This window comes from Brumimicrobium glaciale, from assembly GCF_004152935.1.
Lineage (GTDB): Bacteria > Bacteroidota > Bacteroidia > Flavobacteriales_D > Crocinitomicaceae > Brumimicrobium > Brumimicrobium glaciale.
Map to the genome: position 1 here is coordinate 45365 of NZ_SETE01000002.1, position 16972 is coordinate 62336.

A 16972-nucleotide genomic window follows, 5' to 3' on the forward strand; every position below is an offset into this window, starting at 1 on the left:
TCAGTGCATTAATATATAAAAAAAGAAAATGGTTTAGGTTCTAAAAATTAGATCTGTTTTAATCAAAATACTCTTAATTTATAATGCACTAAGAAGAACAAATTAGTTTAAGAATAACTCTTGCTAACTAACAGTCAATCAGTGATTATAGATATTTATTCAGTGTTTCTAATCGCACCTCATTTTTAATACGAACAATATCCCACCAATTGTTAATAACCACGTTAATAAACCTTTCATTTAGGGCAATATTTCGGGGTAAATTTCGTATATTTGTTATTGTCTCAAATGTTACGAGACATAGGATTACATTTTTAAATTATTTGTAAACAAATGAGTGAAGCAGAAAAAAAGAAAGACGATTATTCCGCGGATAATATCCAGGTACTTGAAGGATTAGAAGCTGTAAGAAAGCGTCCTGCGATGTATATCGGAGACGTTGGAGTAAAAGGATTACACCATTTGGTGTATGAGGTAATAGACAACTCAATTGATGAGGCTATGGGAGGTTATTGTGACACAATTAGTGTTTCAATAAACGAAGGAGACTCAATCACTGTTGAAGATAATGGTCGTGGTATTCCAACTGCGATGCATACAAAAGAAAAGAAATCAGCACTTGAAATCGTAATGACTGTCCTGCATGCGGGAGGGAAATTTGATAAAGATACTTATAAGGTGTCTGGTGGACTCCACGGTGTTGGTGTTTCGTGTGTGAATGCTTTATCTTCTGATTTATCAGCTATTGTTCATAGAGATGGTAAAGTTTATCAACAAGAATATAAAATTGGTGTTCCCCAATATGATGTAAAAGAAATTGGTGAATCTGATTTGCATGGAACAATCGTAACTTTTAGTCCAGACAGATCAATTTTTGATGAAGTCAACTACAATTACGATACGTTAAGAGCACGAATGAGAGAATTAGCTTTCTTGAATAGAGGGCTTACTATCACAATATCTGATTTACGTGAAAAATCAAAAGATGATGACGGAGTTTCTCCGGTAGAAATTTTTCATTCAGAAGGAGGATTAAGAGAATTTGTTAGATTCCTAGATAAAAGTAGAGAACCGCTTATTGAAGAGGTTATTTACATGGAAGGTGAAAAAGATGGTATTCCTGTTGAAGTAGCGATGATGTATAATATGTCATATACTGAAAACATCATTGCGTATGTGAATAACATTAATACGCATGAGGGAGGAACTCACTTGTCAGGTTTCCGTCGTGGATTGACGCATACTTTGAAAAAATATGCTGATGAATCTGGATTATTAACCAAAGAAAAAATTGAAATTCTTGGTGATGACTTCCGTGAGGGACTAACAGCAATTATTTCTGTTAAAGTTGCTGAACCACAATTTGAGGGTCAGACGAAAACAAAATTAGGAAACAGAGAAGTTCAGGCTCCTGTTTCTCAAGCGGTTTCAGAAATGTTAACCAATTACTTAGAGGAACATCCTGCTGATGCGAAGAAAATCGTTGAAAAAATCATTATCGCTGCGCGTGCAAGAAATGCTGCACGTAAAGCACGTGAAATGGTTCAACGTAAAAGCGTTATGTCAGGGAGTGGTTTGCCAGGTAAACTAGCCGATTGTTCAGAAAAAGATCCTGCACTTTGTGAAGTATTCCTTGTCGAGGGAGATTCGGCAGGTGGAACTGCAAAACAAGGTCGTGATAGATTTTTCCAAGCGATTATGCCTTTGCGTGGTAAGATTTTGAACGTTGAGAAAGCAATGCAACACAAAATCTTCGAAAACGAAGAGATTAAAAATATCTACACTGCACTTGGTGTTAGGGTAGGGACAGAAGATGATGCGAAAGCATTGAATACTGAGAAATTAAGATATCACAAGATTGTGATAATGTGTGATGCCGACGTCGATGGGGCGCACATTGAAACTTTAATTTTGACTTTCTTCTTCCGTTATATGAAAGAATTGATTGATCAAGGTTATATCTATATCGCTACTCCACCACTTTATTTATTAAAAAGAGGTGCAAAATCTGAGTATGCTTGGAATGATAACCAACGTGATGTGATTATAGAAAAATTAAGAGGTAATGCTCCTCGATCTTCAGTTGGAATCCAACGTTATAAAGGTCTTGGGGAGATGAATGCAATTCAACTTTGGGATACAACTATGAATCCTGAATTCAGAACGCTTCGTCAAGTTACTATCGATAATGCTGCTGAAGCAGACAGTATCTTCTCAACTTTAATGGGAGATGATGTTCCGCCAAGAAGAGCATTTATTGAGAAAAATGCAAAATATGCGAAAATTGACACCTAGTAGGTTTTGAATGATATAAAAAAAGCCCAGTCAACTTTGACTGGGCTTTTTTGTTGGATAATGTTTTTGAAAGAAGATTTTCAAAGTTGCAATTTAATGCATCTCTATCCAATCTAGTTTAAACCAATTCAATTGTTGAATCGGTCATATTTATTTTTTTGTTTTTGTATAAATTCCCAACTGCCTTTTTGAATGATTTTTTACTCATTCCTAATTCTGTTCTTATTAAATCAGGGCTTGATTTGTCAGTAACTGTGCTCACGCCATTGTTATCTCTCAAATAAGAGAGCAATTGTTCAGAGAACTCATCAAATTTCTCAAGTCCGATTGGAACAAGTGAAATATCAATTTTACCATCTTCACGAATAAACTCAACAAAACCTTTTGTGCGTTCTCCATTTCTTAATGGACGAACTAAGCGATCTTTGAAAATTAGTCCGCTATATATTTCGTTAACGATTACTTTTCTTCCTAAATCTGAAATTTCAGCCACAAATAAATCTACTTCATCACCTTGTTCTAAATCTGTAACTTCGTCTTCAAGGTAACGGTTGATTCTTGCAGAACCAACTAAACGATTGGTTTGATCATCACGGTAAAGACGGATTAAGTAAACTCCATCCTCAACCATTTTGGCAGTTTGTTCTTTAAAAGGAACCAATAAGTCTTTTTCTAAACCCCAATCAAGGAATGCTCCGAAATTACTTACAGCTTTTACTTTTAAGAAAGCAAAATCATTGAGTAAAATCTTTGGAGTTTCAGTTGTAGCAACCGGACGATCTTCTGAGTCATTATAAATATAGACATTGATGGTTTGATTTTCCTCCATGTCATCAGTAAGGTATTTGTTGGGTAACAAAACCTCGAAACCTTCATCATCCTCTAAAAATGCTCCAACGCTTGTGAAACGATCAATTCTTAAGTCTGCGTATTCTCCAATATAAACCATAATCAATTTTTGCTATTGCAAAGTTAATCTAACTTTTTTAGTAATACAGTTTTGAGAGTAACTTAGCATTGACAATTAAACAGGGGAAATTTCCTTCGTTGGTAATTAAATTTTGAGTGTATTTTTCAAACTGTGAGAAAAGACTTGCAGAATGGTGGGAGACAGCAATCATATCACAATGATTTGCTTTGGCATATTCAATAACTACGGTATGAAAAGCTTTTTTATCTTTTAATATATGTACTTCTGCATCAATACCTTTTTCTTCAAATTGATTTTTTACTAAAGATATACGCACCTTTAATTGCTGAGATAATCTTTGATCAGACTGATGTTCTGCAATAACATGGATTTTACTGTCAAAAGTTTTAGCTATTTCACCGGCAAAATGAATGATTTGCAAACTTTCTTTAGAAGTCGAAATAGGAACTACAATATTGTCGAGTGTTTTTCTTTCAACACCATCTTGAACAACCAAGAAAGGAACAGAAGAATTACTGACAACTTTCATTGCATAAGATCCAAATAGTTTTTGCATTCCTTTTGCTCCATGCGTTCCCATTATTATTAATCGAGCATCGTTTTCTTTGGCAATTTCAGAAATATCCTCAAAAATACTTCCCTCAACGACCTTAGATTCAATTGAAATTCCGTCTGGAGGCAATTGTAAATCTGATATGATGGTTTTTAATTTTTTATATGCTGACTCCTCATCGCTCTTATTGCTTACTATGTGCATTAGCATGATTGAAGTTCTTCTGGGTTGTGCCAAAAATATAGCATATTTCAATGCATCGTCTCCAACGCTTGTAAAATCATGCGGTACAATATATAAATTAGCGCTCATAAGTGAAAAAATTTGTGTAATCAAATATAAGAATAAAATGATATAATAAGTTGAAAATATATTTACATATTAATTGATAGATAATCAGTAGGTTAGGAGTGGTTGTTAAATTAACTTAAAAATTTAAACATTTTAAGGCAACCTCTATAAAACAATGGGCGTCTATGTTGCAGGTATTAACACTACTACTAATGAAAGCTTAAAAATAAGTCCAAGAAATTGGGCTTATTTTTTTTTGCATGTATATACAAAAGCAGGAGGTAAGTTATTTGCTGTGAATTGTATAGATATCGAATTAAATATTTTAACCAACAATTTTCTAGCGTTTAAAGAGTATTGAAATTGAATATATTGACCTTCTGGTTTCAATGCAATTTCTGCTGATTTTAAAATACGCATTGTTAATTTCTGATCAAAATTCGTAAGCGGTAATGAGGAAATAATAACATCTGCAAAATCTTTACCATCAGCCTTTAAATATTTTCTAACATCAGCAGCACTGTCATTGATTATTTGGATCCTATCGTCGTCTTCATATTCTTTTTGAAGTTTAACAAAAAACGGTTCGTGTAATTCAAAAACATAAAGACTTGCATTAGGATTCATTTCTTCAATGATACGACGCGTAAAAACTCCTGTTCCTGGACCAAATTCCACAATTACATTTGATTCTTTAAAGTCAACATTCTTCAGCATTTTATTTGCCAAAGACTTTGAACTAGGACGAATTGCTCCTACTGTTTTACGTTCTTTAAAGAATTCTTTTAGAAAATTGTTTTTTTTCTTATCCAAGGTGTCTAATTATTTAAAGTAAGTGTGTTGTTTTTGATGATTCCGATTGCTCTTCCTTTAAGCTTTTGACCAAAGAAAGGTGAGTTTTCGCTTTTTGACAAATTTGTATCCTTATCTAGTTTCCATTCTATCGTAGGATCAAAAATAGTTAAGTCTGCTGCATTGTTTTCATTTATGCTAGTATCTTGACTAAAAGAAGCGATTTTTCTTGGTTGAACAGAGATTTTATCAATAAAATCAATTTGATCATTCAAGTTTTTTTCTACTAAAGAAGCGTAAAAACTTTGTAAAGTAATGCTGCCAAATTTAGCATTATCAAATTCAATGTCTTTTTCTTCTATCGTTTTAGGTTGGTGATTTGAAACAATACAATCAATCGTTCCATCTTTTATACCTTTCCAAAGTGCTAATCTATCTTCTTCTCTTCTATAAGGAGGGAAGACTTTATGATTTGTATCGTAATTTAAAGTGTCTAATTCATTGAAAAGTAATTGGTGCACGTGAACATCACAAGTTACTTTTGCGTCTTTTGCTTTCGCTTCACGAATTAAATTTACAGAAGCAGCAGAAGAAATTCCAGAAAAATGTAATTCACCGTCTGTATATTCCAATAAACTTAAATCTCGTTGAACTTGAATTTGTTCGCCAATTGCAGGAATAGCTTTTAATCCTGTTTTCAGAGAAGCTGTTCCTTCATTAACTTGTCCACCAGCACTTATGGATTCATTTTGAGGGAAAGAAATAATTTTACCTCCAAAATTCTTGACATATAGTAAGGCCCTGAATAAAATCCCAGCAGAAATGAAGTGTGTATTATCAGTAAATAAGCGAACTCCCACTTTGTACATATCGTACATTTCAGAAAGACTTTCTCCTTTTGCCGCTTTTGTAATTGCGCCCATTGGATAAAGATCCGTAATGTGATTTGAACTTTCTGCTTTTAGGTAATTTACTTGACCTTTGCTATCAATAACAGGAGAAGTGGTTGGAACCACGAAAACATGACCAAATCCGCCATCTGTAGCTGCTGCTAAACCAGTTTGAACATCTTCATTGTATTCGAAACCAGGGTCACAGAAGTCGGCTTTTAAATCCACCCAGCTTTGAGAAACATAAAGTTCCTTGCTGGATATTTCTTTAGCAGCTTCCTCAGATATAGAGTCTGCTATTTTCGAAATCTTACCCTCTACAATAAGGATATCCTTTCGCTGATTGAAATGAGCAGAAGCACGGTCTAAAATAGTTGCTTGTTTGAGTAAAATCTTCATTTTATACTTTCCAAAAGATGAGTATTAACATTTCTAAAAGAAAAAACGTTAATGCCAAAATTAAGAGAATTCTCCAAAATTCATTCGGTTTTTTCAGTGTTAATTGTTGAATATCCGAGAGTGTTGAAATTCCCTCTGTGTTGAGCTTTGTAACATTTAAATTCTTAAAATAGCTTGTTATTTCATTTTCAGAGGCATAATCCATATCAGATTCAAAACGATTGTAATTTAAAGCCAATTTCCCAATCTCATTTCCGCTATTTAAAACACTGTAAACACCATCATTTATTGATTGATTATCGATAGAATTACGTACAGAAACAGAGGTGAAGCCCCCATTTTTACTCATTTCAGGTATAAATTCGTATTCATCCTGCTTTAAAATAAGTGCACTTTCGTTTTGACCAGCCATGCGAATTCTATATTCATCAGACGAGCCAATCGTTAGAGATAAAGGCAATTGACCTTGACTTTTTTCTCCAACTCTTAATACTAAAGAAGAGAATAAAGCCGATTTCCCAAAGTTGTTAAATTCAGGATTGATAGGAGAGTAGAGCGCATAAACGTTTTTTCCTTTGGCTTGTTCAACCAATAAAGGCATTCCGTTCTCATATTGAATCAAAAGATTGTAATTGGCGTTCGTATAGGTTGAAGAGGAGATGTACCTTTTTAAAGGTGGCATTCTGATATTGTCGACATTCCCATCAAACATTCCGCTAAAGAAATCTAGATCAGATGATATTTTACCAATTCTAATTTCCTGTTCAGCAGCTTCTCTAAATAGTGGAAGTTGAAATGAACTCAGTAAGTTGTTGTAAGATTTACTGTCAAAATCTGCAGATGGAATAATTAAAACATGAATTCCATTTCCAGCCAATTGATTTAACTGTGTTTGAATTCCAGAGCTAATTGTATTTAAACCATTGAGCACAATCAAATCAGCCTCATTTAAGGAATTGCTTTTCAATTGTGCTACTGAAGTTTGTTCTACAGTATAAAAATCATCCGTCGCATATACCATTCCTGGGAAAGGTGTACTTTTTTCATCGTTAATGATTAATACATTGATTGATTCTTCTACATTATAATTAAAGTGGAAACGGTTATCAAAGAATAGGTTTTCATCAATTACTTCAATTATTCCTTCTTTAATTCCATTTGACTTATCGGTATAATTCATTGCGACAACCGTACTATTATTCGCTTCTAAATCCGTTAATGTTTGACGTTTATTTCCACCTACATTCAAATTTAATTCAACGTTGGTCAATTTTTCATCTCCTGTATTTTGAACACGAATATTTAGCGTATTGTTACTGTTTACACGCTGAAAAGGCTGTTCAAACCAAATAGAATCGATGTATAAGTTACGATTGATCTGTGGAGCAAGCTGCAAGAATGAATAATTTGCACTGGTATCAATGGCTGCTTTGGATTCTTTTATATTGCGTTGTTGAAAATCTGAAATCACATAATAATGCAAGTTTCCATCATAAGCGATAGAGTTCAAATACTCCTTCATACTTTCCAAAGGATTGGTGATAGAGCGAGAAATAGGCGAGAGGTTAACATATTCTAATTTGTCTTCCAATTCTGAACGTGTGATAATTCGATGTTCTGTTCCATCCAATGCATTCGTCACCAATAAATAACGCTGCCCTTTTGGGTAAGCATCTGCAATTTGTTGTACAGTTGTTTTCGCTTGATTCAATAAATTCCCATTACTTCCTTTAGCCGACATCGAAAAAGAGTTGTCTAAATATATAGGAATAAGATTTTCGTAAGACTTTGTTTGATTTGAAGTTGGAATATAAGGTTGTGCAAAAGCGAATATCAAGGCTGCAAAAGCCAACATTCTACAAGCTAGAATAAGGTAATGCCTTAGGTTCTTCGTTGCATTGGTTTCTTTCTCAACCTTTTTTATGAATTGCAGACTTGAGAAATAAAGCTTTTTGTATCGTCTAAAATTAAACAGATGTATGATAATCGGAATGATTAGCAACAACAGTAAATAAAGGATATTTGGGTACACAAAATTCATCCTTTCAAAATTAATAGAATTCAGTCGTTTGGGGTAGGTTTAGGAGGATTTATTTTTTTTAAAGTTAGGAGAGATGGAATCATATACTTATATAATTCGTTAAGTTTGAATAAGAAATGATTTTTTTCGTGAATAAATAGCTAGATTTGTATTGTAAATCATACAGTTAATTTATTAAATCTAAATTAATTAGCAGTTATTTTTAACTCTTAGAAAAATGAATACAACAACAAAAAACATCGAAATTGAAAACAATAATAGCATAATTGCTTTTTTAGCAGAGCAATACGGTGAAAAAGTTAGAGATTTACTTGGTGAAATACAAAACAGCGTTGTTACTTTAGATTACAAGGGAGAAAAAGATGAAATAGCAAAAGAGATTGAACAAATTCACAATCATCCAATTGAGTCAAATTATAAAATGGCATCTATTTCTAAAATGTATTTAGGGAATCTAATCCATAGAAAAATGATTGAAGAGATTTTCTCCAAAAGGAAAAAAGAGATAGAACTTTTATTTTTATCAAAGAATAATCTTAATTACTATGTGTTAAAACTCAAGAATAACACTTTTGAGAATAGAGATTCTTTTAGAAATGAAGTTCATGAAAAATTTAGTATCAAGCCGTATAGCAATATTTTAGAGGTTAGCATTGATTTTCTTCCTGAAGAAATTACAAAAGAAGATGTTATTTCTGATGATGTTATTGAAATCATAAATCAAATTTAATGTCAGATTCATCAAATAATAAATCTGAATGTCAATATTGTAAACAAGCAGTCTCAAATAATAATTTTCTAGAAATAGTTGAAAATAATAATCCATCTTCATTTTACGATTGGAAAATTACTATAGTATTCTATTGCGGTTTACATTATATGAAATCATTTGTCGCCTCAAAAGGAGTTAGATTATCCGATCATAAAGATTTTAATACTAAAACTCTGTCTCAAGGTGATGGTATTTTTCCAATATTGATAATTGATGGAAAAATAAGACAAGATTATATAAATTTGAGAAGTTTATCTTATCATGTTAGGTATGACGGTTGTTTTTCTGACAAAATCAGTAAAGTTTTAGTTAAAGGTAGACTGAAAGATTCGAAGCAATATTTATTAAATGTAAAGAATTGGATAGTTCCAAGATTAGAAAACGAAAATATTGAAACAAATTATACATTCTAATGTAAGCAAGTCATGTTTACAAAATAAGAGTAATTCAAACTTAAAATCAACTTAATAATTTTATAAGTCATTTTTATAAAGTTAAATCAACATTCTTTTATGAGCTTACATTATTAAAACCTGAACTGATTACTCATCACTAACAATCAGTTTTCTAACTGCAATAACCTCATTTCCTTCTGACAAATGAGCAAAATAAATTCCGCTTGGTAGCTTGTCACGAAATATTGTAATTTGTTTTCCTGAAATATTTTCTATCTTTTTTACTTCTTGACCATAGGAATTGAAGATGGTAACTTTTCCATTCTTTAAAGCAATCTCGGTTTCTAAAGTTGTCTGATTAGAAAATGGATTAGGGAAAATTATCGTATTAAAACTGTTGCTTAAATTTTTAATGCCCGCAGTTTCGCCACCGTTAGTAGTTTTATAAATTCCAATTCCACCTAAAGCGTAGCCAATAGTATCATTAGCAAAATTAATTTTACCAATGATGGATAATGGAGAAATGTTTTGTACTGTCCAATTTTCGCCTCCATCAATTGTTTTATAAATTCCACCAGCATTGTTGATGTATCCGATATCCTTTGTAATAAAATGAACTCCACTTAGATTATTGAAGGGATGAATAAAAGATTTAACCCAAGAAACTCCTCCATCTGAAGTTTTTAGAAAAAGTCCATTCCCTCCAACTGCAAAGCCATAATTATCGTCAACAAAAAACATTTCGTTTATTCTTCGTCTATTCAATCCAGATACTCCTGTCATTGTATCTGTGTAAACTTCTGTCCAGGATGTACCTAAATCTGTCGATCGAATCATGGAATAAATCTTACTGTTCTGTCCATTGTATTTAAACGTGCTCAAAATTACATTTGAAACGGAATTAAATGAGATATTGGTTACTGATGAATTAGTGGGTAAGTTTATTTGGGTAAAACTTGATCCGCCATCGGTAGTTTTTAATATAAAGGGAATATCGCCACTTACAAAACCAAGATCTTCATTTAAAAATTCGATATGCTCAAAATTATAGCCTGAATATGCATTTGATGTGAGTGAATCCCAGCTTGCTCCTCCATCAATTGTTTTAGCTATTACATTGGTATGAGTACCGAAGTTTGTTCCACCGCATGTATAACCCACTAATTTACTTGGAAAGTCGATATCTAAAAACCACGAAGTATTGAAAATTGTCTGAAAGTATGACCAATTTTGACCTCCATCAATTGAGCTGAAAATTCCCCCTTGACCATTGACGTAAAATAATGAATCATTACTTACAACTGTCATCGCATATGCTTGGTTGGGACTTGGTGTATAGCGAACAATGTTCCATTGTGCAGACAAAAATAGTGGAGATAAAATAACGATGATAAATAATATAATTTTCATTTGTGTAGTGTAAAATTTAATTTTTTTTTTGATGATTTAAAAAGAAAGTCCAAATAAAATATTCAGATTAACTCATTCATTATCAACAAAAGTAAAATAAAAAATCCGGTTATACTAATGGGTTGAAATAAAAGAATTATTCAATATTTAGTTATGGCGCTCATAGTCTAAAAATATAGAACTTAATAATTTCCGAATATAGAGTTTCCTATAAATACAAGCCTTATTAAATAATTGTGATATATTTACTCACCAAGATATAAATCACTGCTAAAAGCTTAAAAAAACCATTTAATGATAACATTAGTCTCAAAATTTTATTGGAAAATATTCGGTTGGAAAATTGTTGGAACAATTCCTTCAGAACTCAAGAAAATGATTCTCGTTATAGCTCCACACACCAGTTGGGTTGATATTTTAATTGGTTTTGCTTCACGCTCTAAATTAGGAATTCAACACGCGAAATTCATAGGGAAGAAGGAGTTGTTTGAAGGCTTTTTTGGTGGCTTTCTGAAAAGGATGGGAGGGATTCCGATTGATCGTAAAGGAAAACTTGGAATTGTTGAACAAATAGCGAAGTATTATGCTGACAATGATGAGTTTATTGTTGGAGTTTCTCCTGAGGGAACGCGAAAACGAGTGGATAAGCTTAAAACAGGATTTTACCATATAGCTAAAAGCGCAAATATTCCAATAGTTTTGGTTGGTTTCGACTATAAAAAAAGACAAGTGATATTAGCAGATCCTATTTATGCAAGTGAAAATGAAGACGCAGATATCAAGAAAGTTGTTGCGTTTTTTTCAACTATAGAAGGAGCGAAGCCAGAATATGATTTAAGACACTTGAGCTGAAGCATTATAAAATTTTGGAATAAACTCAAAAATCACAAATTTGTTTCTGAATAAAATGAAAGACAGATAAGAGCTTTCTCAATACTGTAAAAGATAGTCCTATTTTTGTATGTGTCTGTAAAGTAGGTGTTTTACGATTTTTAATGTGACATAACAAATTCTAGAGTTAGGGTTTTAATTAAATAAAAGTTACTTTTGTTTAAATTAACACTATTGAATTATGAAATCATTTCTACTTATTTTATCACTTTTACCCATTTCTTCACTTTTTGGTCAATACATTAATGATATTTCTCCAAATGAAGCGGACAATGGTGAAACATTAAACGTTACTATCACTGGAGCGAATACTTCTTTTAATCAGGCAACAAGCACAGTAATTAAATTTTACTTCACTGCTTCAACGACTACGGCGACGCTTCCAAATTCTTTTACTATTCAGAATAATCAAAAAATAGTAGCAAACCTTACTGTTCCAATAAACACGTTAAATGGATGGTATGATTATTCAGTTGAAAATGATGTTGATGGATTTATATATTCACCTTCTTCTTTCAAGGTAAACAGTTCGGTTGGACTAACAACTTACAATACAAATTCTTCTTTAAAAGTATATCCTAATCCATTCAATAACACACTATCTATTGAAGTTTCAAACGACCAAAATGGAAGCGCTAATTTGAGTTTAATTGATATCGCTGGAAAAGTTTTTGAATCAAGAACCGTAAACCTAATAAACGGTCAAAATACTTTTGAATTGGATAACCTTAATTTACAACCAGGTATATATTTTGTTCAAGTAGCTTATTCCAATGGGAAACGATTTAGTACTAAGATTGTAAAGCACTAGTTACTGATTGGTTTTTAATAAATTTATGAATATTATTTTTCAAAAGCTACCGTCTTGGCTTATAGCCATAACGGTGGTTTTTATACCTTTATTTTCATTTGATAATTTAATAGATCCGAAATTAACTTCAAGACATTTATTGATTGGTATTTTGGCAATCCTGTTGATTGTTTTCTCTATTGTGAATGTTAAAAAAATCGCAATTCATAAAAGTTATATTTATTGGTGTTTACCTTTCTTTGCTCTCTTCACAGCCTATTTTATCTCTTCTTACTTTTCTCTTAATATTCCCGAAGCCAACTTCTGGATGGGTAAAATAGGGGTGTACTTTTCTCTATTCACAGTTTTACTTTTACTCCGATTCAATGGACTTTTGAATACAAAAATAATAGCTCAGGCAGTTGTGATAAGTGTGTTTATAGGATTGTTCTTGTTTGTTTTTGAGGCAAATGAAAAGCAGTTACTAAAAACCACTACTCTGATTGACAAAAATCTTTATGCTTTATCAAGTCCTTTTGGGCATAAAAATCTATATGCTTCTTATCTCGTAATTTGTCTGCCTTTTCTTAGCTTTTTGATACTCACGAATAAGAAGTTTAAGCGCTTAATTTACATTTTTGTTTTGTTAATTGGACTAGGGACTATTATGGTGCTTCAAGCTAAAGCAGCAATTCTTGGACTTCTTGTTGGTAGTGCGCTACTCTTGCCTCTGGTTTTGCTTAATTTCCGAAACCAGAATAAAAATATCTTTCGAATTCTCTTAATTGGTGGTACTTTCCTGCTAATTTCTTCACTCTTGGTTGTTTTTATTTTTCAAGAACATTTCTCATTACTTTTCCAAACAGCTTCTGTTAAAGAACGCGTATTGGTTTGGGAGAATACAGTAAATATGATTCGTGAAAACCCTATTACTGGAGTTGGAGGTGGGAATTGGCAATTGTTTTTCCCTAAATATGGACTAAATTCATTTCACACAGTTAATGAGAAAATACATTTAGGTTATCAAACGTTTCAGCGTCCTCATAATGATTTTCTATGGGTTTTTTCAGAGGCTGGATTACTAGGGATTATAGCTTATATTTCAATTTTTGTAGCTGGATTTATAGGCGTTTCTACATCTTATAAAAAATCAAATACCAATATTGAAAAAATTATTCCGCTACTTTTTGGACTTGGTATTATAGCTTATTTGATTATTTCTATGTTTGATTTCCCTTTGGAACGCAGTGAGCATGTGTTTATGTTTATTTTACTTTTAGTGTTTTCTATTCCTGTTTCTCAAAAAAGCTATATTGGAAAAAAAGACTCGAAGCTTTTGCTCATATTATTTCCTTTATTATTTATTTCAGCCTATTCCGTTGACAATACTTTATTGAGAATGCATCAAGAAAAATTGCATTTAAAGGTTTTAATTGCGCATAGAACAGAGGATTGGAAGGCGATGTTAAAAGAAGAAAACAAATCAAATCATTCAGTTTATGAAATTGATAATTTTTCAATACCAAGAGAATGGTACCGAGGTGTTGCATTTTTTTCCTTGGGTGAACTGGACAGTTCAAGAGATGCATTTGAAAAAGCATATCATTTAGCGCCCTATCAAGTTCATGTGATAAATAATTTGGCTGGACTTTATCATACTATTGGCGAACATGATAAAGCAAGGGTACTTTATGACAAAGCATTGGCTATATCTTCCTTTAATGCTGAAATATTACTTAATAAAAGTGTTGCTTTATATTCAGAAAACAAGATTGAGGCTGCTTTCGATAATCTTTTAAAGCTTGAATATAGAAAAGAACATCCTGAGAATTACCATCATGCAATGAAAGTTATTTTTAATAAATATCTAGAAGGATTAAAGCAATTTGAACCCAATAAATACAATCATAAGAGCTTAAATAACATTCAAAAAAGTGACAGTCTAAAAATTGTATTTCTGTTCGAATATCAGTTTAAGGAGAAGTCAAAAACAGCACTTCTGAATACTTTTACGATGGATATAGAATGATTTTCATTAATTCATGTAAGTTATTTGAGTCTATAAATCGATTCATTTCCAAATCGATTTATTGAAATCAAGTATTAAAAGAATTATATTTGAAAATTCTAGTATTATTTCAAATTCCAATATCCATTTCCAAAATGAGTTTAGCTGATTTCTTACTTTCCTTAATCCCTTTAGACACCGAAGAATTGGAGGACATTTTATCTCATTTTGAAAAGGAGGATATTCCAAAAAACACCATGCTTATTGCTGAAGGAGAGATAAGTAAGAGGCTGTACTTCACTGAAAGCGGCATGGGAAGAAGTTATTATCTAAAAAAAGATGGTAAGGAAATTACTCAATGGTTTTTTGGAAGCGGAAAATTTATGTCTAGCGTAGACAGCTTTTTCCAACAATCGCCAAGCTTTTATTATTTAGAAACATTGGAAGATTCTGTTGTTTTTTCGATTACAAAAGAAAAGTTAGACCAATTATTTTCTAACTACCAGAAAATGGAACAATTAGGTCGATTGGTGTCGATTGAAATGTTGACCAAAGTGGTGAATAAGTTGAATGCCATCCAGTTTCAAACTGCCAAAGAAAGATATGAATACATGTTGGAAGAGTTTCCAGACATTTCTTATCGCGTGGCACTTGGACATATTGCGTCCTATTTAGGAATGACGCAAGAGACTTTAAGTCGCATCAGACGATAGTAACTTCATTAGGGAGTGTTCCAGATAAATGGGCACAGGGAGTCTAGAGTAAAGAGGTGAAATCAATTTTCTTTATCTAATTATAAGAGACGAAGATGTTGGTTTTGAATTGAAAAAGTGAAAAAAGTCTTTATTTAATTGATTGACAAAATAATTTATAGCCTAGACAATAGAACGATTTTAATCCTACCAGCCACAGAGTGTCAAAATGTTATTAGAAAATCAAATAGCAATTACACAAAACCCCAGAGGGCTGACATGTGAAAATTCAAACCAAAACCACCCATCAATTTTACTCCACTAATTCCAAAATAAAACAGTTTTTGATTTATGTCAAAGGAATAGGTTTTCAATCTCCTGACATTTGCAGTGTAACTATTAAAACCAAAACAATGCAAATACATAAATTCATAAAAATCCTTTTGGTCATTCCAATTGTAAGCTTTGTTTCACTTTCTGGATTATCTCAGGAATTAGATCCATATCTACAAGAGTTAATCAGCAAAGGAATAAACAAAAGTCAAACTGTTAAAATCAACAGTATCGAAGAGGAGCAAGCAGTTCTCGATCAACGATTGGCAAGATCAACATTTATTCCTAAAGTCACCTTAAACGGAAGCTTTACACGTTTAGATGATGACATTACATTTGACCAAGAAACGCAAGACCTTTTGATGGCAACGCAAAAACTGTTGATTAAAGAAGCGGCAGGATTGCCTTTTAATATGCCCTTCCCAGATGGAATTCCTTTGAGAGAATCTCCAAATCTTCAAGATAAAAATATATTGAGATCCTCTGTTGATGTAGATTGGATTTTATTCAGTGGAATGGAAGCAACCAACGCAATAAAAGCGAGTAAACACAAAGCTTCTTCATTGAATTATTTAGGAATGGCGGAAAAGGATAAAATCGCAATTCAAATTATAACGGCTTACGATCAATTGGCCTTGGTTTATGCTTCAGAGAAAGTTTTAACAACCTCGGAAGACTATTTAAGAGAGCAAGAGTTGTTTGTGAGAAAGGCCATTGAAAGAGGTTTAGCAACGCCAATTGGACGTAAAAAAATTGAATTAGCGCAACAACAATTGGAAGGGAAGAAGCTTGAATTTCAGAACAACAAGACATTGCTAATTGAACATTTGAATCAACTCACTGGAGAGAGTAGAGAGCGTTTGCAAATGATGGCGCCAAAACTCCAAATGATTGGAATCGGAGCAGTCGTTGAAACCGAAAAACGCAATGAAGTTAAAGCTTTAGAAGAAGCAGAGCAAGCTACTTTATACAAAGCGAAAATGCAAAAAAGTAACTTCATTCCTAAAGTTGCAGTGAAAGGTCACTATGAATTTATCGAAGAAAATCTATCGCTTCTTGATCCAAAATGGTACGTAGGAGTTGGAATTAAATGGAATGTTTTTGATGGAAATCAATCGCGATTAAAAGCAAAGAAAACAGAGTTAGAAAGCTTGAAATATCGTGAAAGAATTGAAGAAGCTGAAGAAATGATTGCTTTAAGTGTTGTTAAAGCTGAGATGAATTATTCTGCTAAAGTTCAATCGGTTAAGATAGTTGAGAAAGAGATTGAATTGGCACAGGACACTTACGATATGGTGAATCAACAATACAAGAGTAACCTGGCTTCGATCAATGATGTTTTGGATGCTTTGACGGAATTAGAAAAATCAAATTTTAAATATCAAGAAGCTGTATTTAATCAGCGAAGAGCCATAACAGAATTGTTGCATGCCAACGGAACATTAAACTATTAAAAAACTATAACCAAAATTATAAAAAGAGAGAAAAT

14 protein-coding genes are annotated in these 16972 nt (G+C 32.4%); 8 read left to right on the forward strand and 6 right to left on the reverse strand.

The window, feature by feature from the left end:
• Window positions 1-333: 333 nt before the first annotated feature.
• Window positions 334-2295 (forward strand): DNA topoisomerase (ATP-hydrolyzing) subunit B, encoded by a 1962-nt coding sequence (gene gyrB, locus ERX46_RS03945; protein ID WP_130092543.1) that lies wholly within the window; start codon window positions 334-336, stop codon window positions 2293-2295.
• A gap of 118 nt (window positions 2296-2413) precedes the next feature.
• On the opposite strand, the gene ERX46_RS03950 is transcribed toward gyrB, so the two are convergent.
• From ERX46_RS03950 to ERX46_RS03970, 5 genes are all read right to left on the reverse strand, one after another.
• Window positions 2414-3244 carry a CvfB family protein gene (locus ERX46_RS03950; protein ID WP_130092544.1) on the reverse strand — a complete coding sequence of 277 codons (831 nt, stop codon included), beginning with the start codon at window positions 3242-3244 and terminating at the stop codon, window positions 2414-2416.
• A gap of 37 nt (window positions 3245-3281) precedes the next feature.
• A complete protein-coding gene (locus ERX46_RS03955) occupies window positions 3282-4091 on the reverse strand; it encodes a universal stress protein (protein ID WP_130092545.1) in 810 nt (269 codons plus the stop codon).
• Between the two features lie 225 nt (window positions 4092-4316).
• Complete coding sequence (locus ERX46_RS03960) at window positions 4317-4883, reverse strand: class I SAM-dependent methyltransferase (protein ID WP_130092546.1); 567 nt, start codon at window positions 4881-4883, stop codon at window positions 4317-4319.
• Window positions 4884-4888: 5 nt separating this feature from the next.
• The gene (locus tag ERX46_RS03965) at window positions 4889-6151 is read right to left on the reverse strand and encodes a dihydroorotase (RefSeq protein WP_130092547.1); all 1263 of its coding nucleotides are present in this window, start codon (window positions 6149-6151) and stop codon (window positions 4889-4891) included.
• A 1-nt stretch (window position 6152) separates the two neighbouring features.
• On the reverse strand, window positions 6153-8192 hold the full coding sequence (locus ERX46_RS03970) for a BatA domain-containing protein (RefSeq protein WP_130092548.1): 2040 nt from the start codon (window positions 8190-8192) through the stop codon (window positions 6153-6155).
• Window positions 8193-8409: 217 nt separating this feature from the next.
• Between ERX46_RS03970 and ERX46_RS03975 the strand changes: the two genes are divergently transcribed.
• On the forward strand, window positions 8410-8922 hold the full coding sequence (locus ERX46_RS03975; RefSeq protein WP_130092549.1) for a hypothetical protein: 513 nt from the start codon (window positions 8410-8412) through the stop codon (window positions 8920-8922).
• The gene (locus tag ERX46_RS03980) at window positions 8922-9377 is read left to right on the forward strand and encodes a hypothetical protein (RefSeq protein WP_130092550.1); all 456 of its coding nucleotides are present in this window, start codon (window positions 8922-8924) and stop codon (window positions 9375-9377) included. Before ERX46_RS03975 ends, ERX46_RS03980 begins: the two co-directional genes overlap by 1 nt.
• A 129-nt stretch (window positions 9378-9506) precedes the next feature.
• Here ERX46_RS03980 and ERX46_RS03985 read toward each other — a convergent pair whose 3' ends face one another.
• Complete coding sequence (locus ERX46_RS03985) at window positions 9507-10769, reverse strand: YCF48-related protein (RefSeq protein WP_130092551.1); 1263 nt, start codon at window positions 10767-10769, stop codon at window positions 9507-9509.
• 294 nt (window positions 10770-11063) lie between these two features.
• Between ERX46_RS03985 and ERX46_RS03990 the strand changes: the two genes are divergently transcribed.
• The 5 genes from ERX46_RS03990 (at window position 11064) to ERX46_RS04010 (ending at window position 16937) form a co-directional block, all read left to right on the forward strand.
• Window positions 11064-11621, forward strand: a complete 558-nt coding sequence (locus ERX46_RS03990; RefSeq protein WP_130092552.1) for a 1-acyl-sn-glycerol-3-phosphate acyltransferase — start codon at window positions 11064-11066, stop codon at window positions 11619-11621.
• 220 nt (window positions 11622-11841) lie between these two features.
• Window positions 11842-12471, forward strand: a complete 630-nt coding sequence (locus ERX46_RS03995) for a T9SS type A sorting domain-containing protein (protein WP_130092553.1) — start codon at window positions 11842-11844, stop codon at window positions 12469-12471.
• A 25-nt stretch (window positions 12472-12496) separates the two neighbouring features.
• Complete coding sequence (locus tag ERX46_RS04000) at window positions 12497-14479, forward strand: O-antigen ligase family protein (RefSeq protein WP_130092554.1); 1983 nt, start codon at window positions 12497-12499, stop codon at window positions 14477-14479.
• Window positions 14480-14568: 89 nt separating this feature from the next.
• On the forward strand, window positions 14569-15171 hold the full coding sequence (locus ERX46_RS04005; protein WP_242494531.1) for a Crp/Fnr family transcriptional regulator: 603 nt from the start codon (window positions 14569-14571) through the stop codon (window positions 15169-15171).
• 392 nt (window positions 15172-15563) lie between these two features.
• Window positions 15564-16937: a TolC family protein gene (locus ERX46_RS04010; RefSeq protein ID WP_130092555.1), complete on the forward strand. Its 1374-nt coding sequence runs from the start codon at window positions 15564-15566 to the stop codon at window positions 16935-16937.
• The last annotated feature ends 35 nt before the right edge of the window (window positions 16938-16972 follow it).